Source organism: Tsuneonella suprasediminis, from assembly GCF_003605755.1.
In the GTDB taxonomy this organism is placed as follows: domain Bacteria; phylum Pseudomonadota; class Alphaproteobacteria; order Sphingomonadales; family Sphingomonadaceae; genus Tsuneonella; species Tsuneonella suprasediminis.
Genome location: NZ_RAHJ01000003.1, coordinates 212,102 through 237,113, shown reverse-complemented (window position 1 = coordinate 237,113; position 25,012 = coordinate 212,102). Strand labels below are relative to the sequence as shown.

General features: G+C 59.4%; 16 protein-coding genes and 1 pseudogene. 9 read left to right on the top strand and 8 right to left on the bottom strand.

Going from position 1 to position 25,012, the window contains the following annotated elements; translation table 11 throughout:
* Positions 1-102 precede the first annotated feature (102 nt).
* Both D6858_RS16295 and D6858_RS16290 read left to right on the top strand, forming a co-directional pair.
* Positions 103-198 (top strand): annotated as a pseudogene (locus tag D6858_RS16295) (zinc-ribbon domain-containing protein); the annotation flags it as partial.
* A 429-nt stretch (positions 199-627) separates the two neighbouring features.
* A complete protein-coding gene (locus tag D6858_RS16290; RefSeq protein WP_420823814.1) occupies positions 628-981 on the top strand; it encodes an FxLYD domain-containing protein in 354 nt (117 codons plus the stop codon).
* A 19-nt stretch (positions 982-1,000) separates the two neighbouring features.
* Here the strand turns inward: D6858_RS16290 and D6858_RS16180 are convergent, their stop codons facing one another.
* Positions 1,001-2,677: a sensor domain-containing diguanylate cyclase gene (locus D6858_RS16180; protein WP_120106357.1), complete on the bottom strand. Its 1,677-nt coding sequence runs from the start codon at positions 2,675-2,677 to the stop codon at positions 1,001-1,003.
* Positions 2,678-2,791: 114 nt separating this feature from the next.
* Entirely contained in the window at positions 2,792-3,910 is a 1,119-nt protein-coding gene (gene ald, locus D6858_RS01225) for an alanine dehydrogenase (protein WP_120106354.1), read from the bottom strand.
* Between the two features lie 163 nt (positions 3,911-4,073).
* Between ald and D6858_RS01220 the strand changes: the two genes are divergently transcribed.
* Both D6858_RS01220 and D6858_RS01215 read left to right on the top strand, forming a co-directional pair.
* Entirely contained in the window at positions 4,074-5,438 is a 1,365-nt protein-coding gene (locus tag D6858_RS01220; RefSeq protein ID WP_240623631.1) for a porin, read from the top strand.
* 95 nt (positions 5,439-5,533) lie between these two features.
* A complete protein-coding gene (locus D6858_RS01215; RefSeq protein WP_120106350.1) occupies positions 5,534-6,577 on the top strand; it encodes a substrate-binding domain-containing protein in 1,044 nt (347 codons plus the stop codon).
* 165 nt (positions 6,578-6,742) lie between these two features.
* On the opposite strand, the gene D6858_RS01210 is transcribed toward D6858_RS01215, so the two are convergent.
* The 3 genes from D6858_RS01210 to D6858_RS01200 all read right to left on the bottom strand — a co-directional run bounded on the left by D6858_RS01210 (position 6,743) and on the right by D6858_RS01200 (position 12,610).
* A complete protein-coding gene (locus D6858_RS01210; RefSeq protein WP_120106347.1) occupies positions 6,743-9,421 on the bottom strand; it encodes a TonB-dependent receptor plug domain-containing protein in 2,679 nt (892 codons plus the stop codon).
* A 163-nt stretch (positions 9,422-9,584) separates the two neighbouring features.
* Complete coding sequence (locus D6858_RS01205) at positions 9,585-11,945, bottom strand: FtsK/SpoIIIE family DNA translocase (protein WP_120106515.1); 2,361 nt, start codon at positions 11,943-11,945, stop codon at positions 9,585-9,587.
* A 92-nt stretch (positions 11,946-12,037) separates the two neighbouring features.
* The gene (locus tag D6858_RS01200) at positions 12,038-12,610 is read right to left on the bottom strand and encodes a thiamine phosphate synthase (RefSeq protein ID WP_318286488.1); all 573 of its coding nucleotides are present in this window, start codon (positions 12,608-12,610) and stop codon (positions 12,038-12,040) included.
* Position 12,611: 1 nt separating this feature from the next.
* On the opposite strand from D6858_RS01200, the gene D6858_RS01195 reads away from it, so the two are divergent.
* On the top strand, positions 12,612-13,274 hold the full coding sequence (locus D6858_RS01195; protein WP_120106513.1) for a YggS family pyridoxal phosphate-dependent enzyme: 663 nt from the start codon (positions 12,612-12,614) through the stop codon (positions 13,272-13,274).
* 53 nt (positions 13,275-13,327) lie between these two features.
* Here the strand turns inward: D6858_RS01195 and D6858_RS01190 are convergent, their stop codons facing one another.
* Both D6858_RS01190 and D6858_RS01185 read right to left on the bottom strand, forming a co-directional pair.
* Positions 13,328-16,090, bottom strand: a complete 2,763-nt coding sequence (locus D6858_RS01190; RefSeq protein WP_120106341.1) for a [protein-PII] uridylyltransferase — start codon at positions 16,088-16,090, stop codon at positions 13,328-13,330.
* A complete protein-coding gene (locus tag D6858_RS01185) occupies positions 16,087-17,778 on the bottom strand; it encodes a class I adenylate-forming enzyme family protein (RefSeq protein ID WP_120106338.1) in 1,692 nt (563 codons plus the stop codon). The genes D6858_RS01190 and D6858_RS01185 overlap by 4 nt, the downstream gene beginning before the upstream one ends.
* A gap of 129 nt (positions 17,779-17,907) precedes the next feature.
* Between D6858_RS01185 and lgt the strand changes: the two genes are divergently transcribed.
* Complete coding sequence (lgt, locus tag D6858_RS01180) at positions 17,908-18,834, top strand: prolipoprotein diacylglyceryl transferase (protein WP_120106335.1); 927 nt, start codon at positions 17,908-17,910, stop codon at positions 18,832-18,834.
* Positions 18,831-19,892, top strand: coding sequence for a class I SAM-dependent methyltransferase (locus D6858_RS01175; protein WP_120106332.1), 1,062 nt, complete (start codon positions 18,831-18,833; stop codon positions 19,890-19,892). Before lgt ends, D6858_RS01175 begins: the two co-directional genes overlap by 4 nt.
* A gap of 687 nt (positions 19,893-20,579) precedes the next feature.
* On the opposite strand, the gene D6858_RS01165 is transcribed toward D6858_RS01175, so the two are convergent.
* A complete protein-coding gene (locus D6858_RS01165; protein ID WP_225082783.1) occupies positions 20,580-22,094 on the bottom strand; it encodes a PAS domain-containing protein in 1,515 nt (504 codons plus the stop codon).
* 137 nt (positions 22,095-22,231) lie between these two features.
* Here D6858_RS01165 and D6858_RS01160 point away from each other — a divergent pair, with 137 nt between their 5' ends.
* Together D6858_RS01160 and D6858_RS01155 are read left to right on the top strand one after the other, a co-directional pair.
* Positions 22,232-23,398, top strand: coding sequence for an isovaleryl-CoA dehydrogenase (locus D6858_RS01160; protein ID WP_120106326.1), 1,167 nt, complete (start codon positions 22,232-22,234; stop codon positions 23,396-23,398).
* A complete protein-coding gene (locus D6858_RS01155; protein WP_120106323.1) occupies positions 23,395-25,002 on the top strand; it encodes a carboxyl transferase domain-containing protein in 1,608 nt (535 codons plus the stop codon). Before D6858_RS01160 ends, D6858_RS01155 begins: the two co-directional genes overlap by 4 nt.
* Positions 25,003-25,012: the final 10 nt, after the last annotated feature.

The following is a 25,012-nucleotide window of genomic DNA, read 5'->3' as shown; positions in this document are numbered from 1 at the left end:
CGGCTATAGCGGCCCTTCGATGTGGAAAAAAGCCATCAACGACGTTCCTGAGCCGTTGTCACTATTGTTGTATTCGAGACGCTTGCCTAGGAATTAGGCAGGATGATTATCGCCTGCCCTGCTTGTTCCACGCGATATGTCGTGCCCGATACCGCCATAGGTGTCGAAGGACGCACTGTGCGCTGCGCGAAATGCAGACATAGCTGGTTTCAGGAAGGACAGACTGCGGAAGCCGTTGCGATTGCAACAGAAACGCAGAGTGCTCCGGCCACACCGCAATCACAATCAACAACGCCGCCTCAGGCAGAAACACGCCCTGCACCGGCACCGCAACAAACCGAACAGCCCACACCTCAGGATATCGACTCACCCCGCGAAAAATCCGGGGACATTGCTGCAGAAGGTCCGCCAGCATCTGACGCAGACGACACACCTGCGCCAGAAAATGTGGCACCGGCACCGACGGGTGTCGAATCGTCACCACCGCCACCCGTTGCAGTTTACGATGATGATGCCGTGTCGCAGTTTGATTATGAGCCGCCCTTCAGGCCGCGACGCAATACGCTAAAATTATGGACGGCCGCGGCCGCCTTTTTCGCGGCTTGTGCGCTGGGGGCGGTGGTTGCGGTGAGTTATTGGGGCGTACCCGATTGGGTTCCGATCAGTCAGCCTACGTTCGCCGCCGGACAGCCCGATCTTGTGCTCAGCTTCCCACCCGACCGCCAGGAACGGCGGACATTGCCGAATGGCACTGAATATTTCGGCGCCAGCGGAACGGTTAAAAATGTCGGTCGCGAAACAATGCGCGTCCCGTCTATTCTGATCGTTCTGCGCGATGCACGGGAACGGGTCGTTTATAGCTGGGAAGTCGCCCCGCCCAAGTCCAAACTGGCCCCCGGCGAAACGATGACGATCAACGAAGCGGTGACAGATGTTCCCAAATCGGCCAGAATTGCGGAAATTGGCTGGAAACCCAGCTAACTGTCAGACGAAGCGATAATCAAGCGGCACGCCTTAATGTCCGGCGATCTTTGCCTCTCGCGCTAAACACGACCATCTTCTCTCCAAATGTGCGGTTCCGTCCACCTGCCTTGGCATCGTAAAGTAGCCGATCAACGCGCGTATAGAGCGTTTCGAATGTTACGTGCTGCGGACCCCGTTCGGCCATTTCCAACAGCCCCATGCTCGCGGTAACGGGCCGATCCAGTCCAACAACATCGATTGCTACATGCCGGGTAATTGCCTGACGGCGCGCTTCCGCTCGATTGCGTGCATCGGAACCTCGCAGAAGCAGCATAAATTCCTCTCCACCCATGCGTATAGCCAAGGTATCTTCGTCTTCCCTGAGGGCGCCTGCCACCGAACGAAGGACTTCGTCACCCTTCGCATGTCCATATGAGTCATTGATAGACTTGAAATAATCGAGATCGATAAGAGCACACACCCTGAACCCTTCCGCACGCAATTGTTCGAAATTGCGCTCTATAGCGCGCCGGTTGAGTAAGCCGGTCAGTGGATCACGCTCTGCAAGGTCTTCGAAGATACGGGTTTCTGCCAAGGCATCATCTCGTTGGCGCTTTATATTCATAAGCCGGTGCGCCACGCCGAGTGTCGCGACCGCCCCTTCGACGACAATTGCTACGTAGAGCATCGGCGTTGCTTCTTCGGGGCTAAAGCCAGGGAATAGCATCGTCACGAGCCGTATGCCGCCCATCGCAAAGAATGGCGTCAGCCCGATGAGCTTCAACTCAGCAGAACGGCTCCCTCGATATAAACCATTGATAAGAGAGATAACCAACAGCACCAAAACCGGAATAAAGGCGGCATAATACAGCTTCACCTGAATCGCGCGCAAAACCGTGGGAAAGAAAGCATGCCCCATTGCAACTGAGACCATCCACAACGGAACCCATCGCATTATCTTACGCAGCACCGGGTTTAATTTTCCCGGCTCGATAAATGCTTCTGTAAACGCGCACATGGCTGCGACAGCCATCCCGAACGAAATCACCTGTCCGCGAAATAACTGTTCTACCGACAGATCGATAAAGTGCATCGCAATACCTGAGGATAGCAAGCATTGAGCCAACAGGGCCAGAGACAAGATTATATGCCATACAACAAAGCGTTCCCGCAGCACGGGATAAAAGGCGATATTGTAAGCCATAGGCATCGCAAGCAGCCCACACACAATGGCCACCACTAATAAGAGACGAACAGATTGGGGCTCGTTTATTGGATTGCTGTCCAACAGCCGGGAACGCAAGAACAGAGAGGGATTGATCGGATAATCGAAAGCGACAATCACCGCCTTGCTTTGCCGTTTCGTTGCAGGCAACGGAATCAGGAAACGATTATCGAGCGGCGCAGCAAGGATTTCTACGGGACTAAAGCGTTTTTCCGTCAATATGCGGCTGTCTTTATCGACAAGTGCCACCACGATATCGCCCGCGACAATCGGCACGCTGGAGAAAAAGCGCGGTACTGTCCCGTCAGGATCGACTGGGATACGTATGACTGTGCGGTTGGGCGCAAGACTGGCAGCAGATAAATCGCAACGCCAGCGGGCAGAATCGGCCAGCACCTTCGCCAAAGGTTCGTCCGGCAAAGAGGGCGCAAAACAATCAGGTGCTTGCGATCCGCCAGCCCGAGACTGGCTTGAAAAAGATACATGCATAGCAGCGAGCGCAGCGCAAAACGCCACAAGTGCTGCGACAGCTACAATGATCCCCCTCGTTTTCACGCGGATGATCTAAACGCCATCCTCTTTAAAGGCTCATTAGACTAGAGGTTAACTTTCGATTACCTCAGATACCGGCACGTAGTCATAGCCGAGTTCTTCAGCGACGGCACGATATATCACGTTCCCAGCCTGAACGTTTAGTCCGGCAGCTAGATGTGGATTCTGGCGCATGGCTTCCCGCCAGCCCAGATCGGCAATTTTCAGTGCATGTGGCAAGGTCACATTGTTCAATGCGTAAGTGCTGGTGCGGGCAACTGCACCGGGCATATTGGCAACACAGTAATGGACGATCCCATCAACAATATATGTGGGATCGGAATGGGTGGTGGGGTGGCTGGTTTCGAAACACCCACCCTGATCAATCGCGACATCCACCAGCACCGCACCCGGCTTCATCTCAGTGAGCATTTCGCGCGTGACCAGGCGCGGCGCCGCCGCTCCGGGCACCAGTACTGCACCGATTACCAGATCGGCTTCGCTCACGGCCTCCTGCAGATTAGCGGTGTTGGAAAAACGCGTTTTTGCCCGGCTCTCAAAATGAATTCCAAGACGTTCAAGCACTTCCGGGTCGCGATCCAGAATCGTCGTGTCAGCACCAAGCCCAACCGCCATCTGAGCGGCATTGAAGCCCACGACACCACCACCAATCACAACCACTTTGCCGGGCAGCACGCCAGGAACCCCGCCCAACAATACCCCGCGCCCGCCATGTGCCTTTTCCAGCGCGCTGGCCCCTGCCTGAATGCTCATTCTTCCCGCAACCTGGCTCATCGGCTTGAGCAATGGGAGCGAATTGTTCGCGCCCGTGACTGTTTCATATGCGATTGCAGTGACGCCAGATTTGAGAAGATCAGCCGTTTGGGCAGGATCGGGGGCGAGATGGAGATATGTATATAACACCTGCCCCTTGCGTAATTGGCTACGCTCAACAGCTTGCGGCTCTTTGACCTTCACAACCATTTCGCACTCGGCAAAAATAGGTGTCGGCCCGTCTTTGATCACCGCTCCTGCGTCGACATATTCTGTATCGGTAGCTCCGATCCCTGCACCGGCACCGGTTTCGATCCAGACCTCGTGTCCGTGCGAGACAAGCTCTCGCGCACTTTCCGGGGTCAAGCCAACGCGATACTCATGATCCTTGATCTCTTTGGGGCAGCCGATACGCATGGACCATTCTCCTTTGTTGCCACCCGTTACAGTTGTAACAATTTGGCGGCAAGGCGGATCCTCAAACACGGTGCTCAACGCGCGAATAGACAGTCATGTAACCGTCATAAAATGCACATAAAGGCGTCGTGTTATTGTAATTAACTGGCAATGGAACTGTAATGTGAGGCAGATTCGGAACGGGATTTCAGCGCTCGCTATAGCGGCCACGATCGGATGGATCACACCGGTCGAAGCGCAGGAATCAGAGGATACCCGTGCCGAACTGGCGGAAATGCGGGCTCAAATAAAAGCCATGGCCGCGCGTATCGACTCCCTCGAAACCCAGCTCGATATGGCAAAGCAGCGTGCTGCGACCACCACCGCTGTTGGCAACATTGCGCAATCTACACCCGAGAATGCCGAGCCGCCTGACGCAATTGCATGGAAAGGGGCTCCGGAAGTCGAAAACAACAATGGCTGGACCTTCAAGCCGCGCGGGCGATTGCAATACGATGTTGGCTTCACCTCCGTTCCCGCTGCCAGCGGCAGAGTAGATGGGTTCGGCAGTGAATTGCGTCGCGCGCGCCTTGGTGTCGAAGGCGATATTCCTGGCGGGTTCGGCTATAAAATGGAACTCGACTTTGCAGGTGGAGCGACAGAAGTAACCGATGCCATCCTCTCTTATCAGGACAAAGGGCTAAGCGTCACAGTCGGCCAGCAGAACAATTTTCAGGGTTTGGAAGAACTCACCAGCAGTCGCTTCACCTCGATGATGGAACGCGCAGCCTTTACCGATGCATTCAATTTCGAACGGCGCGTCGGGCTGGCACTTCAATATGCAACTGGTTCCATATTGCTCCAGGGCGGAATCTTCAGCGACAATTACGACGATCTGTCCAATAAAAACTGGGGGCTGGACGGTCGCGCCGTTATTCTCCCCAAAATCGGCACCACCCAGCTGCATCTTGCCGGATCGCTGCACTACACAGCCCTGCAGGAACTGAGCACTGTTCGCTATCGCCAGCGCCCATTGGTTCATTTCACCTCAGACAGATTCATCGACACCGGCGCGCTCGATGCTGAAAGCGAGATCGGATATGGACTAGAAGCGGCGGCTATACACGGACCATTCCACTTCGCATCGGAGGGGTATTGGCAGCATCTGACCCGTCCCGGCGCGCTCAGCGATCCGACGTTTTTCGGCGGCTATACTGAAATCGGCATGTTCCTGACTCCTGGTGATTCCCGTCGATACAAGAAAGGCGTGTTCGATCGGGCAAAACCGTCCAGTCCAGTTGGCAACGGCGGCTTTGGATCAGTCGAGGTCAACTTGCGTTACGACTACCTCGATCTCACCGATGCGGGGATCGTCGGCGGAACACAGAACGGATATCAGCTATCGTTGGTTTGGGCACCGATCGACTACGTGCGGTTCCTGCTCAACTACGCCCGGCTCGATTACACCGATGCCCTGCATGCTATACCCGGCACCAGCCGGGATTATAGCGTTGATGCAATCGGTGCGCGGGCCCAGATCGATTTTTGATCGCCCCACTCGCAGGCGCCGTGCCGCGCGTCATTTTCCTGTCACACTACAGACCTAATCGCGCAAGCGACCGACTTTCGAAAGGCCTTCACGCTATGAAATCGACCAGTACATTCGCAATCGCCGCTATCTCGGCACTCGCACTCACAGCCTGCGGTTCGGGCGGTAGCACCGGCACGCGGGACTCGATCCGCGCAGTCGGCTCTTCGACAGTCTATCCATTCGCGAAGAAAGTTGCCGAAGATTTCACCGCCACTCATCCGCAATTTAAGAGCCCGCTGATCGAATCCACCGGAACAGGTGGCGGCATGAAGCTGTTTTGCGCTGGCCTTGGCGCCAATACGCCCGATATCGAAGACGCCAGCCGCCGGATGAAGAAAGCGGAATTCGAAGATTGCCAGAAGAACGGCGTTACCGAAGTGATCGAACTGCAGGTCGGTCTCGATGGTATCGCTTTTGCGTCGAGCAAGGGAGGCATCACCATGAACCTGACTCCCAAGATCGTTTATGAAGCGCTGGCAGCAAAACCCTATGGCAAGGCGCAAACGACGAAGACCTGGAAAGATGTCGATCCTTCGCTGCCGAACGAACCGATCCTGATGTATGGCCCGCCTTCGACCTCCGGAACGCGCGATGCGTTAAAAGAACTGATTCTGGAGAAAGGGTGCGAAAGCAACCCGGAAATGCAGGCGTTAAAGGAAAGCGACAAGGACAAATTCGCTCAGGTCTGCACCGAAGTACGCAGCGATGGCGCTTACGTCGATTCCGGCGAGCAGGATAATCTCATCGTTCAGAAAATCGAAAATAATCGCAAGGCGATCGGCGTGTTTGGCTATTCGTATCTGGAGGAAAATCTGAGCAAGCTGCAGGATCTGCCGATGAACGGCGTCGACGCCACTTACGACAATATCTCCAGCTTCAAATATCCCGGCGCACGCCCGCTCTACGTCTACTATAAGAAGCAGCACGTTGGTGTCATTCCCGGCCTGAAGGAATTCATCGACCAGTGGACCAAGAGCTGGACCAAAGGTGGACCGCTGGCGAAAGTTGGCTTTATTGCATCGCCTGACGATGTGCAGGCGGCCAACCTCAAAAAGGTTCAGGATGGCACGATCATGACAGCCGAAGGGCTGGAATAAGCCCCGCTCCTTATCAGACCCCCATCGGCCCCACGCCGGTGGGGGGCTTTTTTTAAACCCTTCGCGATACCTGAAACGCAAAACCGCCCGCCCCCATAATGGACGCGGGCGGCTCCGTATTACAAGCGAGCATCACATCGCGAATTGTGATGGAAGATCAGCGGATCAGTATTTCACGCCGAGGCGGACGTACCACATGCCTCCGTTAATACCGAACGGACCGCCCGAACGCGGATAGACCGAACCATTCGCGAGACTGCCGGTCGCCGTGTAGATCGGATTGTTCACAGTCGCCATGATTTTGTCGGGATAGGTGTTGAACACATTGTTTGCGCCGACAGTCAACGTGTAACGATCCATGAAGCGATAGCTGACATCGAGATCGGTCAGGAACTTCTCGCCAAAGTGCTGGCCATCGATAATCGCACCATCCGCGAGATTGCCTTCACGGATCGGGTAATCATTCGAATTTCGCCATTCGCCGTAATACGATTCACGCACATTGAACGTGAAGTCGCCCAGCTGCCAGTTGGCTGAAAGGTTCGCCCGATGATTGGGAGCCAGATACTGAATGTCGATCAACTGGGTCTTACCAACTACATTCGGATCGTAATCGGTGACCCGGCTTCTGTTGTAGTTGTAGGCAAGCGTAAAATTCAACGCCCCGCCTGCCAGATACGTCCTGTAGGAAGCGACCACATCGACACCCACGGTCTTGGTATCGAAGCCGTTGGTGAAGTATTGAACCGCCCCACCTGCACCAACTGCGGCAAGTATCGGTTCTGCCGCGACATCATCCGCTGTCACATCGAATGACTGCGACAATCCGATGCGATTTTTGACCTTGATGCTGTAGGCATCGGCCGTGAGAGTGAAGCCGTTGCCCGGCTCAATCACGAAACCAATACCGAAATTGGTCGCCTTTTCAGGGCTTAACGATTTTGCGCCAAAGTATTGTGCCGCTGCGCTCGTCACTGGATAGGTGCCGGTCTGCACCTGATTCCCGCCGATGAAGGCCGTGGTGAGAACTTGCACATTGTTCTGTCCTGGCGATGGCGCGTGGAAGCCGGTGCCATAACTCGCGCGGATCGCGAATTCGGGCGAGAGGTGATAAATCGCGTTGACCTTGCCCACCGTCGCATCGCCGAAAGTGTCGTAATGCTCATAGCGGCCGGCAGCCCCAAAACTGAGGTTTTCAGTCAGGTCACCTTCGATTCCTACATAACCACCATAGCTATTCTGCGAGTATTTTCCTGCCGCCTGAGGGCTGGTGCCAGCATAGCCACTGGCGCCGGAAAACATCGTAACTGCGCTGTCGTACGCGAAAACACCGGGAGCGGTTTCCACATAAAGTGCCTGAACCCCATATGGCCCGACCCCGTAGGATTGCGGATCACCTTCGGTCGCCTCGTATGTTTCATTCCGATATTCCGCACCTGCCGACAGGGTTAGTGGGCTGGCAAGGCCAACTTCCAGAGGATAAGTCAGGTCAAGATTCGCATTCGTTTCTGTCTGGCTCAACTGCCCGAATTCGAATTCTGTTTGGCTGGACGGACCGTAAGATGGCGCGAGCGAGCTGTACATGGACAGGTCCAGCTTATGGCGCGCCCAAGTGCCGGACAAATCCCACGTCAGCTGATCGATTTCGCCCTTCGCACCGACTGTGCCATATATTTCGGTCGTTTCGCCGACAAACCGGGGCGTGAACCCGGCGGGATACAAGGTCGAAAAGTTATAGACATTGCCGTCCTTCACAAACCCGCCTTCCGGGCAGGTCGCGTTTCCATCAGGGCACGGTGTCAGATAGATCGGATGGCGGAACACCGAATTTGCGCTGCCCCCGCCAGTAGCAATGTCTGTGCCATTGTCGCGTTCCATTTCCCAGTCGGACACAGGCCGATACTGAAAGCTCTGGTCACCCTTGCTGTTGGCATAGTTGCCAAACACATAGAGCTGCGCCCAATCGGCCGCGTCGTACGCTGCGTTCAGCATCAGCTTGTAACCGTGACTGGGGGACGATCCCCAATTTTGAACCGGGTCCGGGTAATTCGGCAGCCGGTCGGTGAGCGTGGGGTTTTTGTCGTCAAAATAAACCGCGGAGGGAACCTGCACCCCGCGGCTTGTCTGCTTGTTGTCGTTATATTCCCCGGTCAGATTGATGAACCCGCGAGAGCCGAGATCGACCCCGTAATTTCCGGCGATCTGATAGCTCTGGCCATCACCACCGTTATCGAAATACTGCCCATATCGCGCCTGCATTTCGAAGCCTGGCTTGCTGCGAAGCTGGAAATTCAGCACGCCCGCGATCGCATCCGACCCATATTGTGCGGTCGCACCTTCGCGCAGAACCTGCAAATTTGCGATGGCGAGCGACGGGATCGACGAAATGTCCGGCCCTTGCGATCCAAATGAAAGTGCGGTGTCGCCACCGGCATAGACCTGTACCAGCGAAGAACGGTTGAACCGCTTGCCGTTGATCATCACCAGCACCTGATCCCCCGGAAGACCGCGGAGCGAAGCCGAGCGAACGAACGTGGAAGCGTCCGAAATGGTATTTTGTCCGACAAAGAACGACGGCACGACATTCTTCACCGCATCGACCATATCTGCGCTTGGCTGACCAACCAGATCTTGCGCCCCGATCACGTCCACCGGTGAGGCGGAATCGGTAACTGTGCGGTCTGCCCGCCGCGTGCCGAGCACCACAATCGCCCCTTCACCGGCAGGGGCCGCCGAACTGGCCGCCTGATCTGCGCTATCTTGCGCCAGCACGGTTTGGGGTACAGTTACCGAAGCAACAACGGAGATAGCAGCGCCAAGCAGATAAGTAGAGCGTCGTGACATATATTATATTCCCAGTTCCCTTGAAGAGAACAGAGTAATTAAATGTCGCTCCATATTTTAATGAAGTTAATTGAGATATTAACCCAAAAAATCGCAAATAGTGTTGCAGAGACGTTACGCAATAAGTATCGATAAAGCATCCATATCAATAATCTTTATTTTACTACAGCGGGTTACCATCTTTGTCACGATAGATGTCGCGGCGACCAACATGGTTTGCGGGACCGACAAGTCCGTCCTCCTCCATCCGCTCTATCCATTTGGCGGCGGTGTTGTAACCAACACCCATCTGGCGTTGAAGCCACGAACCCGACGCCTTCTGATTCTCGATCACGATCTGGCAGGCCTGACGATACTTGCGCTCGTCCGGATTGTCTGATGCAGTGAGTTCGTCGTCAAAGCCGAACCCGCCGCCGTCTTCCGGCTCTTCAGTTACGGCATCGATATAGTCAGGTTGCCCCTGCCCACGCCAGTGGTCGGCAACAGCCTCTACCTCTTCGTCAGACACGAACGGGCCGTGAACGCGCAACAGCGCCCCGGTGCTGGGTTTGTACAGCATGTCGCCCTTGCCCAGCAGTTGTTCCGCCCCCTGTTCGCCCAAGATCGTACGGCTGTCGATCCGGCTGGTGACATTGAACGCAATACGTGTGGGCAAGTTGGCTTTGATAACCCCGGTGATGACATCAACGCTGGGCCGTTGCGTCGCCATAATCAGGTGAATGCCTGCAGCCCGGCTCTTCTGCGCCAGACGCTGGATCAGCACTTCGATTTCCTTGCCCACCGTCACCATCAGATCGGCCAGTTCATCGACGATCAGCACGATCTGCGGCAGCACTTCGTAGTCAAGCTGCTCTTCCTCGAACAGTTCCTCGCCCGTCTCGGGGTCGAACCCGGTCTGTACCCGGCGACCCAACGGCTTGCCCTTCGCCCGCGCATTGCGAACACGCTCATTAAAACCGCCCAGATTACGCGCGCCGATGCTGCTCATCATGCGATAACGGCGCTCCATTTCCTCGACCGCCCACTTCAGTGCGCGAACCGATTTATGCGGCTCAGTCACCACCTGGCTCAGCAAGTGCGGGATATCGTCGTAGCTCTTGAGTTCGAGTACCTTGGGATCGATCAGGATCAGGCGGCACTCTTCCGGCGTAAAGCGATAGAGCAAGCTGAGCAGAATACAGTTCAGCCCGACCGACTTACCCGATCCGGTCGTCCCTGCGACCAGCAAGTGCGGCATCGCGGCAAGATCGGCCACGATCGGTTCACCTGCGATATCCTTGCCCAGAATGATCGGCAGAGTGCCCTTGGCATTAACGAAGGCGTCGCATGCGGCAAGCTCCTTGAACGCCACCATCTGCCGGTCGGCGTTGGGCAGTTCGATGCCCATCACCGTCTTGCCGGGAATCGATGAAACGCGCGCGCTGATCGCGCTCATATTGCGGGCGATGTCTTCGGCCAGGCCGATCACGCGACTGGCCTTGATCCCCGGCGCCGGTTCGAGTTCGTACATCGTCACCACCGGGCCGGTACGCACGGCTGTGATTTCGCCCTTCACATTGAAATCGTCGAGCACGGTCTCAAGCAGGCGGGCGTTGCGTTCCAGCGCCAGCTTGTCGAGCTTGGGTGCATTGTTGGCGGGCGGTTCGGCCAACAGTTCCAGACTAGGCAGTTCGTAATTCGCGAACAAGTCCTTCTGCGCTTTCTTCCCGGCGGGTTTGGCACGTTCGGGTGGGGCCGTGGGATCGACGATTTCCGGGGCGCGACGTTCTGCGATCTGCGGCACTTCGTCGGTATCTCCACGCGGCTTCTTTGCCCTGGCCGGGCGTTCAGCGGGCGCAAATGCCGCCACGCTGTCCGCAATCTCACCCCCACGCGGCAAGCGCGGCATTCGAGTCAGGAAACGCGGCAACGTGAGCAATTTGGCCCAGTCGAGCGCGAACACCCGCGCAATCAGCGCCACCCCGGCGATCAGCCCGACCAACGCCGCAGCGAAGATGATCCAGCCCTGTGCTCCATCTGGAAACCGTCCGGCGATGCCGTGAATGGCGCCCGCCCCGAGCAATCCGGTAATTCCGCCCATCGATGCCGGCAGCGTACCGCGCGGGCCATCGAACGTCAGCGCCAGCACTGTACCGAGCAGGGCCATGGCCAGCAGCAACAGACCAAGCGGCCGCCACCAGCGGGTTTCATTATCGACGCTATCCTCTTCCACATCGCGCCACAGGGCGCGTGCCCCAACATAAAGCAGCGGCAGGATCAGGACACCCGACACGCCGAACAGGAAAAAGATGCGTTCCGATGCCCACGCGCCCCACGCGCCCATCCAGTTGGCGATGTCCGTTCCCGCCGCGGCGGTCGATGGACTTGGGTCGGTCTGGGTGTAGCTCGCCATCGCAAGGGCGAGGAATACCATCGTCCCGAACAACAGGCCCGCACCGATCATCTCGCTCGCACGGCGCAAGCTGCGACGGAACGCCGCGCGCCAGTCTGTCTGGCCAGTCTTGCCGATTGCACGTGAAGCCATTTGCGAGATCCCGTTTACGTCTGCCGCCATCATCGCCTGCCGGGGACTCGCCGTCAAGAATCGACGCGATGCCGTTCGTCGAGCGAGGATCGCTATCCGCGCTGCATCAGGCCCAAGCCATCGATTGCAGCCCAGCGGTTCCAGCCGATTTCTTCCGCCCGCTGAAAATCCATTCCGCCCAGCGCAATCACCGGCATTTCCGCCAGCGCGGCAAGTGCATGAAATTTCTCTGCCCCTAAAGCGGCACGGTCGGGATGGGTGCGAGTGGGGAATACCGGACTGAGCATAACGGCATCGGCCCCGGCGGCATTGGCATGGGCAATTTCCAACGCATCGTGCACCGCCGCGATCCGCAGAAGCTGTGGCGGTTCCCCGATCCCTTCGGGTGGGCCATACGAACCGTCGGCGCCCCACGCCTGCGCTTCGTCATCGCTGCCCGACAGGATCGCCAGATGATCGCCAGCGCGCAACAGAGGCAACAACGTGTCCCAGCGCGCGCGCCGCGAACGCGGATCGAGATGATAGTGGCGGTACACGAATGCAGAGCGCGTCGGCAGCGCCGCAATCGCACGTTCGAGCGAATCCTCGTTTCGCGCATCGGACAAGAGCCACAAGTCGGGCAACTGGGTCTGGCGTGTCTGCACCAGACCGCTATAGCGCACCACGATGGAAAACCCAGCCTCTGCCTTGCAATTCGTCCACGACCGCATCGCCCATGCATGCAAGATCGCTCGCCGTCCGGTCGACGATGTCACTCTCGTCGCTGTCAGCAAGACGCATCCGGCAGAGGCAATTGTGCCGCTGCTCGACGCGGGTCAGCGCGTTTTTGGCGAGAACCGGGTGCAGGAAGCACAAGCCAAATGGCCTGCCTTGAGGGAGCGATATCCCGATCTGGCGCTGCACCTTGTCGGTCAGTTGCAATCAAACAAAGCAGACGATGCCGTGGCGCTGTTCGATTGTATCCATTCTCTCGACCGGCCCAGTCTGGTGAATGCGCTGGCCAAATCATTCGACAAGGCGGGCAAGCAGGTGCCCTGCTTCGTTCAGGTCGATATCGGGGAAGAACCGCAGAAGGGCGGCTGCCCGATCGCAGATCTGCCCGCTCTGCTGTCGCAGGCACGCGCCGCCGATATCCCGGTGATTGGCCTGATGTGTGTGCCGCCGCACGACATCGAGCCCGCCCCTTTCTTTGCCTTTCTCGACAAACTAACTGTCGATAACGGACTGGAAGGACGCAGCATGGGGATGAGCGGCGATTACGAAACCGCCATCATGCTCGGCGCAACGCACGTGCGAGTGGGGACTGCATTGTTCGGGGATCGGAGCTGATCTGCTGCCCGCTGTTGGAAGCGTCAGCCCTCCGGAAAACTGACCGACAGTCTCTACGCCCCCTCCAGTTCCGCCTGCCGTTCGTCGCTGGCGGCTTCCAGCAGAGCCTCTTCGATTGCCTTGAGCTTACCGGGTGCCGTTACTTTTCCGCCTGTGAGGTCAGTCACGTAAAACGTATCCGCCGCGCGCTCGCCATAATGCGTGATGTGGGCCGACTGCACCACCAGACTGCATTCGAACAACGCACGCGCAAGGCGGTTGAGCAAGGCAGCCCGGTCGCGCGCGTTGACTTCGATCACCGTAAAACGGCCAGAAGCCTGATTATCGAACGTGACAATCGGGCGCACGTCAAATGCCTTCGCCCGGCTGTGCGGCAGCGGACGCTTCGCAAGTTGCGGGACCAGTTCGATTCGGTTGGCCAGTGCATCGCCGATGCTGCGCTTGATGCGTTGCAACTGATCCGGTTCGGAAAACGGACGACCGTGAATATCCTGGACGATAAAATTGTCGACCGCCCAGCCGGTGCGCGTCGTATGAATGCGCGCGTCGATAATGTTCGCCCCGGCCAGATGGATACCGCCAGCGATGCGGTAGAACAGGCCGGGGTGGTCGGCGGCAATCACCGTCACCAATGTCGCCCCGCGTGCCCTGTCGACCTCGCAATGGATCGACAGGTTATCTTTCACTTCATGCGCGGCAGTATAGTGGACGATGTTGATCGCGATGATATCTTCCGGCTCCGCAATCCAGTAGGCGTCGTCGAACCGGTCGCCATAGAGGCGCAGGAAGCCTTTCTTGTCTCCCAGCAATTCAGAAACGGCGGCCTTCTTGGCTGCGACCCGTTGTTCGCGCCCGTGCTTCATATGGCCCAGCCGCAGGCGCTCTTCCGCTGCGTCGTACAGCTCACCCAGAAGCTGGCCCTTCCACGAATTCCATGTTCCCGGCCCGACCGCACGGATATCGATCGCTGTCAGGATCGCCAGATGGCGCAATCGCTCCAGACTTTGAACTTCGGTAACAAAATCTTCGATCGTCTTCGGATCGGTAAGGTCGCGTTTGAAGGCGATCCGGCTCATCAGCAGATGTTGCCGCACCAGCCATGCCACCAGCGCAGTCTCGCTATCGTCAAGGCCGAAGCGCGGGCACAGCTCCTCGGCCACCTCTGCACCCAGTATCGAGTGATCGCCTCCCCGCCCTTTGGCGATATCGTGCAACAGCGCTGCGACATAGGCGCAACGGCGGCTGGCAACTTCGTGGATCAGATGCGTGGCGCGGGGATGATCGTCATCCAGCAGCCCTTTCTCGATCCGGCTGAGCAGCCCGATGGCGCGGATCGTGTGTTCGTCCACCGTATAGTGGTGGTACATATCGAACTGCATCTGCGCGTTGACCCGCCCGAAATCGGGCACGAACCGGCCAAACACTTCTGCCTCGTTCATCCACCGCAAAACGGTTTCGGGGTCGTTGCGCCCGGTCAGCAATTCCAGAAACAGGGCATTGGCGCGGGGATCGTCACGCACTTCGTGCTTGATATACCCGGCATCGCGCGCCGCCTGACGCATCGTTTCGGGGTGGACTTCCAACCCGTTGGCCTCTGCCAGTTGGAATATTTCGATCAGCCTTACAGGATCCTGCCGGAACCAGTCATCGCCCGGCGCGGCAATGCTGCCGCCGAACACACGATACCCTTTCAGCATACGCGGCTTGGGCCGGAAACTGGCGAGCAACCCCTTGCGCGTACGGCTTTTCGCGAACTGTTCGTCGATATGGGCCAGGAACACGCCGGTCAGGCTCCCCACGCGCTTCGCTTGCAGGAAATAGAATTGCATGAAGCGTTCGACGGCGCTTTTGCCGGGGCGGTCGGCGAAGTTCATCCGCGAGGCGACCTGCCGTTGCAGATCGAAGGTCAGGCGGTCTTCCGCTCGCCCGGTGATCGTGTGCAGGTGACACCGCACCGCCAGCATAAAGCCCTCAGCCCGGCGAAAGCTGCGATATTCGTTGGTAGTGAACAGGCCGACATCGACCAGTTCCGCCGCCGTGCGGACTTTATGAATATACTTGCCGATCCAGTACAATGTCTGAAGGTCGCGCAAGCCCCCTTTGCCATCTTTCACATTGGGTTCAACGACATAGCGACTGTCCCCCATCCGCTTGTGCCGTGCGTTGCGCTCCTCCAGCTTTTCCGCGACGAACTGGCGCTCTGTCCCTTTGACGACATCGTCTGCGAAGCGCTGCGAAGCCTCGTCATACAGGGCCTCGTCGCCCCAGACATAGCGGCCTTCGAGCAAGGCCGTGCGGATCGACAGATCGCCACGCGCCATGCGGACCATATCGTCTATCGAACGGCTCGAATGGCCAACCTTCAGCGCCAGATCCCACAAGTAATAGAGCATCGCTTCAATTACTTGTTCGCACCACGGCGTGTTGCGGGTAGGCGTGAGGAAGGCGATGTCCACATCAGAATGCGGGGCCATTTCCGCCCTGCCATATCCGCCGACAGCCACAATCGTCAGGCGCTCTCCCGACGAACGGTTGGCCGACGGATAGACATCCGCGACCACATGATCGTGGATCGTGCGGACCAATTGGTCGATTAAAAACGCATATCCCGCAGTGATTTCGTGCCCGGCGGATGGCTTTTCCTCCAGCCGCCGGGTCAGTTCTTCGCGCCCCTTTTCCAGCGCATCGCGCAAGGCCGTCACGATAGCGGGGCGGGCCTTGGCCGCACCATCCGCCTCGACATGCTCGGCAATCGTTCCGGCAAGAGCGCGGCGGTCGATGATCGCCCGCTGTCCGGGGATGCGCTGTGCAATCAAGCGGCGACCGCTTTTTCAGTATATTGGGCGCGTAAAGTGCGCTTGTCGATTTTCTGCGTACCCAGCCGGGGAAGCGGTTTATCGACCTGCCACATGCGTTCGGGGATCTTGAACTTCGCCAGACGTTCCGTAAGAAATTCAGTCAGATCGTCGGGTGAAACGTCGCGTCCTTCCTTGGGCAGATAGACGACTGCGGGGATTTCGCCAAACCGTTCGTCGGGCAGGCCGAAGACGGAACATTCCGCAATATCGGGATGCGCGTAAATCTCCTGCTCTACCTCGATGCAGGTGATGTTTTCACCACCGCGAATGATGATGTCTTTCTTCCTATCGACGATAAAAAGGTACTGATCTTCATCGAGATATCCGAGATCGCCGGTACGGAACCAGCCATCTTTACTGATAGCCTGCTCCGTAGCCTTGTCATTTTCCCAATAACCACGGAAATTGGCCACAGAGCGGAAACAGACTTCGCCCACCTTGCCCTGATCGATCGAATTGCCATCGTCATCCAGAATGGCGATCTGCACGATGGGTCGGCTGGCGCGGCCGGTGCTGCCGGGTTTGGCCATATAGTTTTCGTTGAAATTACCGCAGCCGACGCCATTGGTTTCCGTCAGGCCGTAACCCAACAGCGGGAAACCGCCGGGGAAGGCTTCCTTGATCTTGTTGACGTGTTCGACCGGGCGCGGGGCGCCACCGGCGGCAAAGCTCTTACACGCCGACAAATCGTATTTCTCGCGGTCGGGATGGGTTGCAATCTCGTAACTCATCAGCGGAACGCCGACGAAGTAGCTGACGTTCTCCGCTTCCATCAGCCGCATGGCTTCTTCAGCGTTCCACTTGGGCATCAGCACCAGCTTGCGGTTGATGGCGAACGACTGAAGGAACAGCGGCACTTCGCCGGTAACATGAAACAGTGGCACCGCGACCAGCGCGCTCGGCTGAGAGTCGGAGGCTTCGCCCCGTTGCTGGAGCAGGAGAGCCGCCATCGCGGATTGCGCGACATAGCTCATCGTGCCGTGAACAACGCCGCGATGATCGGACCATGCCCCTTTCGAACTGCCGGTGGAGCCGGAAGTGTAGAGGATCGTCGCCAGATCGTCCGGTCCCAGCTCAGGCAGCGTTGCGCTGGCCGGATCGGCCCACACGCGGGCCAGTCCGTCGGCCGGTTCGCCGCCGTGGCCGAACACCACGATCTTCGCCTTGTGATCTGTGCCCTCAAGCCGCTCGGCCCGCTGGGCATCGGCGAGCACCATCTTGCAGCCCGCCAGATCGATGCCATAGGCCAGTTCGTCCCCGGTCCAGAACCCGTTGAGCAGCGTGGCACAGCCGCCTGCCAGCACGATCCCCATATAGGCGATGATCCAGTTGGCCGAATTGCGCGCGGCAAGACCCACCCGGTCGCCCCGCTCGATCGAATGTTGGGAGATCAGCCCCGCAGCCACTGCCTGCGCCGCGGCATAGGTCTGCGCGAAAGTCAGCCGGGTCTTGCCATCGACGAGGAACGTGTTGTCGGCATGCTGCGTGCAATAGGCCGCGAAATAGTGCGCCAGACTGGGCGGTGCGTTCTTGAAGGCCGGAATCGTCGTACCATACCGCTCGAACGGGACAGTCTCGAACGGACCGCCGGGCCCGCTGATCATGTCCATGATTTTTTCCAGTGCGTTATCGAGCTCTGTGGCCATCGACGATTCTTCCTCTCTCCAGCGGTTTTGCCCGATCCGGCCCCTATGCGGGGTTTCGCCTGAACGCGGGCTATGCCAAAAGCGCGGCGGAATCCGGCGCGCCATGCTTGCGCTCATAATTAAGGACCAATCGTGCTGCTGTCACTACTGGCCGACGCATCCCAGGCAATCCGTTTCGAAGACCTAGGACTCCGTAGGGGAATCGATCTCGGATTTTTTGAACTGCGGTTCTATTCGCTGGCTTATCTGGCCGGAATCGTGCTGGGATACTGGCACCTTTCGAAAATGATCAAGGCCCCCGGCAGCCCGCTGGCGCAACGTCATGTCGATGATCTGTTCTTCTATTGCACGATGGGCATTATTCTCGGCGGTCGGATCGGCTATGCCGCGTTCTACACCGGCGGGTCGAGCACAGAGCCGAGCATGTTCACCCACTTCACCCCCGGCGCATTCCCCAGCTGGGATCTGCTGCGCCTGTGGGATGGCGGGATGAGCTTCCACGGCGGCGCAATCGGGGTGCTGCTGGCGATTGCATGGGTGTGCCGTAGCAACAAATTACAATTCATCCGGGTGGCCGATTACATCGCGGTCAACGTCGGTTTCGGAATGCTGTTCGGGCGGCTGGCTAACTTCGTCAATGGCGAGCTGTGGGGCCGCCCGACCGATGTGCCGTGGGCGATGATTTTCCCGACCGATCCGCTGCAACTGCCGCGCCACCCCAGCCAGCTTTACGAAGCGGCGCTGGAAGGCCTGCTGGTCATCCTGATCATGCTGCCGCTGTTCTGGAAAACCCGCGCGCGCTGGCGCCCCGGCCTGCTGGTCGGCGTGTTCACCGCCTGTATCGCGGCGGGCCGTTTCACTGTCGAATTCTTCCGCGAACCCGATGCCCAGCTCAGCGAATTCGCCCGCCAGACCGGGCTGAGCATGGGGCAATGGCTGACCCTGCCGCTAATTCTGATCGGCATTGCGCTGGTCATTCGCGCTCTGGTGCGTCCGCCACTCGGCACCACGCAAGCGGCGAAGGGCGAAGGGGCTGCCAGCACAGAAACGGCATGAACGGGCAGGTTCCGACCAGTCAGGCCGAGATATTCCGCCGCCTGATCCGCGCGACCGGCCCGATCAGCCTCGCGCACTATATGGCGGAAAGCAACGCGCGCTATTACTCGGGGCGCGATCCGTTCGGCAGCGGCGGCGATTTCATCACCGCCCCGGAAATCAGCCAGATGTTCGGAGAACTGATCGGACTGTGGCTGGCCGACATCTGGCTGCGCGCCGGCCGGCCCGCCCAGGTGCATTACGTCGAACTCGGCCCCGGTCGCGGAACACTGGCCAGCGATGCGCTGCGATCGATGAAGCAACACGGACTGAATCCGGCGGTCCACTTTGTCGAAACCTCGCCCCTGCTCAGGAAAGCCCAGCAGAATGCTGTGCCCGATGCCCAGTTTCATGACGATCTGAGCACATTGCCCGCCGACGGGCCGCTGCTGATCGTCGGCAACGAATTCCTCGATGCCTTGCCGATTCGGCAACTGGTGCGAACGGCAGACGGCTGGCGCGAACGGATGGTCGGGCTGGAAGGGGATGATTTCGTGTTCGTCGCCGGGGATCGGCCGATGGACGCCGCCCTGCCCCCCGAACGGCACGATGCAGCCGAAGGAACCATTGTCGAAACCTGCCCCGCCGCTGCAGCGGTGGTGTCCGAGATCGCCGGGCGTCTGGCGCAGCAGCAGGGGGCCGCGCTGCTGATCGATTATGGACATACCGACGGGCGCGACGGCAGCACTTTGCAGGCGGTTCGCGCGCACGAGAAAGTCAATCCGTTCGCTGCGCCGGGCGAAGCCGATCTGACCGCTCTGGTCGATTTCGCGACGCTGGCGCGGGTTGCCCGGTCGCGCGATGTCGCATGGCTCGGCACAGCGACACAGGGCAACTGGCTACGCGCACTGGGAATCGAAGCGCGCACGCAGGCGCTATCCGAACGCGCCCCGCAATACCGCGCGGAACTGCATGCCGCGCGCGACCGGCTGATCGCGGAGGATCAGATGGGCCACCTGTTCAAAGTCATGGGCCTTGCCGCACCGGACTGGCCAGCGGGCGCGGGGTTCGGCGGATAGAGGGGGTGGTGCAAAGCGCGGCATACTGCATAGCGCAGCACCCCCAGATCAACGCCATCCCCCTCACCCGCGTCGCCCCGGACCCGATCCGGGGCCCCGCTTTTCTTCGGGCGCGGCGCTGAATGAAGCTGGACCCCGGCTCAAGGCCGGGGTGACGAAGTTGGTGGGGGAGGTTCATCACCCCCTCGTCATTGCGAGAAGCCACAGGTGACGCGGCAATCCATGAACCGACGCCCGCCCCATCACAACCGCTGCGGTGGGCAGAACCGTTAGGCCATGGATTGCTTCACTGCGTTCGCAATGACGAGTGGAAGGGGGCGTGAATTATCGCTGGTCATGGGGCGAATGGCAGGAACACCGAAGCCCGCCACCAACCGCCGCGCCGCTCTCAGCCAAAGCCCGCGCCCCTCGGCGCTACCAGCGCACCCAACCGGCACCAGCACCAACGCCATCCCCCTCACCCACGTCGCCCCGGACCCGATCCGGGGCCCCGCTTTTCTTCGGGCGCGGCGCTGAATGAAGCTGGACCCCGGATCAGGTCCGGGGTGACGAAGTTGGTGGGGGAGGTTCATCACCCCCTCGTCATTGCGAGGAGCCACAGGTGACGCGGCAATCCATGAACCGCGGCCCGCACCCGTTACAACCGCTGCGGTGGGAGAGAGCCCGGCACCGAAACGGCGCCAGCGCTCAGGCGTGGATGGAGGCAGTGGGGATCGTCAGATCGACTTCCAGCCCCGCCGGTTCGAAGCGCCGTTCCATCGAACCGTTCAACTGCCCTTCGATGGCCATTTGTACCAGCCGCGAACCGAAGCCTTCGTTGCCCGCCCGAGTTTCCGGGCCACCGGATTCGCGCCAGGCGATCCGCGTCGTTTCGCTGCCTTCGCTGCAATCGACGTGAATCGAGATGCGACCTTCTGGCGCCGATAACGATCCGTATTTCGCTGAATTGGTCGCCAGTTCGTGAAACACCAGCGCCAGCGGAGTGGCTGCCCGGTGCCCAATCGCGCAATCATCGCCCGCAATCGCCACCCGGACGCCTTCGTCGGCATACGGTGCCATCAATTCATTCAGCAGCCCGGTCAGACTATCGCCCTTTGCCCCCTCTATCGGACGCACAAAATCGTGTGCCCGGCCCAGAGTACGAATTGCTGCAATCAAATCTTCCGCAAATGCCGTTGCTTCCGGGTGGCGCCGCGCGCGAATCGACACCAGCCCCGCAACCACCGCAAAGATATTCTTGATCCGGTGCGACAGTTCGCGGGCCAGCAGATCGCGATTGTCCGACAGGCGGCGGCTATCGTCGATATCGGTGATTGTCCCCGACCAGCGCACAACATTGCCACCTGCATCCTTTAGCGGCAGAGCGCGGACCAGCATCCAGCGGTATTCGCCATCGGCCCGGCGCAGACGGTGTTCGTGCTGATACGGCTCACCGATTTCCTGCGCGCGCTCCCATTGCCGGACCGCGCTTTCCCGGTCGCTTTCGTGAACCAGCGTGCCGACACCGCCTTCATGAAAGCCCGGTTCGACACCGGTATATTCATAAAACCGCCGATTGTAATAATCGAACTGTCCATCGGCGGTGCAGGTAAAGGCGATATCGGGCATCGAATCCGCAAGCAGGCGGAACCGTTCTTCGCTGATCTGTAACTGGCGCAGCGACTCCAGATTGGAACGCCGCGCGCTGAGACGGCGCATCACCGCCGCCGCCAGCACCTGCATCCCTTCGATCTGCAAGTCGCTCAATCCACCGGGTCGCGCGACCCGATCGATCACACACAGCGCGCCCAGCGGCGCCCCTTCTTCCGATACCAGCGGCACCCCGGCATAGAACCGCAGATGCATCGGCCCGGTGACCAGCGCATTGTCGGCAAAGCGGGGATCGGCTGGCGCGTCGGTGATGATCATCGGCTCCGCCTGAAGCATCGTATGCGCGCAGAAGCTGACATCGCGCGGAGTTTCGGTTTCTTCCAACCCCTCGCGCGCGACGAAGCGCTGCCGCTCCTGTTCAACCAGACTGACGAGCGCAATCGGCGCATTGAACAGCTTTGCCGCGAACCGGACAATTTCCGTCAACTCGCTATCGCCGGTCAGTACGTCGATGCCATACGATGCCATAACAGCTGCGCGTTGCCCCTCGCCACACATCGTCGCGTCGGGGGCCAAGCCGGTTGGCCATGCGTTTTTTGCTAATTTTTCCATGTAACGATCCGACGGTCGTTTTAGACTAAATCCGTGTACCTTCAATACAATTTCACTTGCCTGCACACTGTCCCCACCGCACTGATTGCCATTGTAACCATCCCTCGGCTATGCGGGTCGGCCAGAGGAGAGAGACATTGCGCGCGACCCCGGAATTTGATTTTCAGCTTGGCGAGAATGCGGAAATGATCCGCGAAACGACGGCACGTTTCGCGGACGAGCAGATCGCGCCGCTGGCGGAAAAGGCTGACCGGGAAGACTGGTTCCCGCGCGATCTGTGGCCTGCGATGGGTGAACTGGGGCTGCACGGCATGACGGTGGAGCCGGAATGGGGCGGGCTTGGTCTGGGCTATCTCGAACATGTGATTGCGGTGGAGGAAGTCAGCCGCGCATCGGCCAGCGTCGGCCTCAGCTATGGCGCGCATTCGAATCTGTGCGTCAACCAGATCCGCCGCTGGGGTAACGACGATCAGAAGGCAAAATATCTCCCCAGGCTGATCAGCGGCGAACACGTCGGATCGCTGGCGATGAGCGAAGCGGGCGCCGGGTCCGATGTCGTATCGATGAAGCTGCGCGCCGATGCGGCCGATGGCGGATATGTGCTCAATGGCACCAAGTTCTGGATCACCAACGCGACATATGCCGATACGCTGGTGGTCTATGCCAAGACCGCGCCCGACGGCGGCAGCCGCGGCATCACCGCGTTCCTGATCGAGAAAGACATGCCCGGTTTCAGTATCGGGCAGAAAATCGACAAGATGGGGATGCGCGGCAGCCCGACCGCCGAACTGGTGTTCGACGATTGTTTCGTTCCCGAAGAAAACGTGATGGGCCCGCTGCACGGCGGGGTCGGCGTGTTGATGAGCGGGCTGGATTACGAACGCGTGGTGCTGGCCGGATTGCAGCTGGGCATTATGCAGGCCTGCCTCGACACCGTGATCCCCTATATCCGCGAGCGCAAACAGTTCGGCAAACCGATCGGAACGTTCCAGCTGATGCAGGCCAAAGTGGCGGATATGTACGTCGCCCTGCAATCGGCGCGCGCCTATACTTATGCCGTGGCCAAAGCATGCGACGCGGGGCAGACCACCCGCTTCGACGCAGCCGGCGCGATTCTGCTGGCCAGCGAAAATGCCTTCAAGGTCGCGGCAGAGGCGGTGCAGGCGCTGGGCGGTGCGGGCTACACCAAGGACTGGCCGGTCGAACGCTATCTGCGCGATGCCAAGCTGCTCGATATCGGCGCGGGGACGAATGAAATCCGGCGGATGCTGATCGGCCGCGAACTGATCGGGGCAGCGGGGTGACCGCCCCCATCCTCCCCACCAGGCTCGACCGGGAAAACCCCGAGGCGAAGGCCCGGTTTGCGCATAACAAGGCGCTGGCCGACGATCTGCGCGCCAAAGTGGCGCAGGCGGCGCTGGGTGGCAGTGAGAAGCACCGCGAACGCCACGTCGCGCGCGGCAAGCTGTTGCCGCGCGAACGGGTGGAGCGGTTGCTCGATCCCGGTTCGCCGTTTCTCGAAATCGGCCAGCTCGCCGCCAACGGAATGTACGAAGGCGATGTCAGCGGCGCGTCGATGATCTGCGGCATCGGACGGGTATCGGGCCGTCAGGTGATGATCGTGTGCAACGATCCCACCGTGAAGGGCGGCAGTTATTACCCGATGACGGTGAAGAAGCATCTGCGCGCACAGGAAATCGCGCAGGAAAACCGCCTGCCATGCGTCTATCTGGTCGATAGCGGCGGGGCCAACCTGCCCTATCAGGCAGAGGTGTTCCCCGACCGCGATCACTTCGGGCGCATCTTCTTCAATCAGGCGAATATGTCCGCGCTGGGCATTCCGCAGATCGCCTGCGTGATGGGCTCTTGCACCGCCGGGGGCGCCTATGTCCCGGCGATGAGCGACGAGACAGTGATCGTCCGCAATCAGGGCACGATCTTCCTCGCCGGGCCACCACTGGTGAAGGCCGCGACGGGCGAGGAAATCAGCGCCGAAGATCTCGGCGGCGGCGACTTGCATGCGAAGAAAAGCGGTGTGGTCGATCATCTGGCCGAAAACGACGAGCACGCGCTGACTATCGTGCGCGATATCGTGTCGCATTTGGGCGACAATCCGCAGGCCGCCGCTGCCGTGCGGATCGAAGAACCCCGCCCGCCGCAATACGATGCCGACGATCTCTATGCCCTGATCCCCGAAGACGTGCGCGCGCCCTACGATGTACACGAAGTGATCGCGCGGATCGTCGATGGCAGTGAGTTCCACGAGTTCAAGGCCCAATACGGCAGCACGCTGGTCTGCGGCTTCGCGCATATCTGGGGCATGCCAGTGGCAATCCTGGCCAACAACGGGGTGCTGTTCAGCGAAAGCGCACAGAAAGGCGCGCATTTCATCGAACTGGCATGCCAGCGGCGCATCCCCTTGCTGTTCCTTCAGAATATCTCCGGCTTTATGGTCGGCGGGAAGTACGAAGCGGAAGGAATCGCCAAGCACGGTGCCAAACTGGTGACAGCGGTGGCCACTGCGACAGTGCCCAAGATCACCGTAGTGATCGGCGGCAGCTTCGGCGCGGGCAATTACGGGATGTGCGGGCGCGCCTATGCCCCGCGCTTCCTGTTCACATGGCCCAATGCCCGGATCAGCGTGATGGGCGGCGAACAGGCGGCCAGCGTGCTGGCCACGGTCCACCGCGATGCCGACAAATGGTCGGCGGAAGAGGCAGAGGCGTTCAAAGCCCCGATCCGCCAGAAATACGAAGACGAAGGCAACCCCTACTACGCCACCGCCCGCCTGTGGGACGATGGGGTAATCGATCCTGTGCAGACCCGCGACGTGCTCGGCCTCAGTCTGGCGGCGGCACTGGAAGCACCAATCCCCGAACGCCCGGCGTTCGGCGTGTTCCGGATGTAGGCCTCCAGTC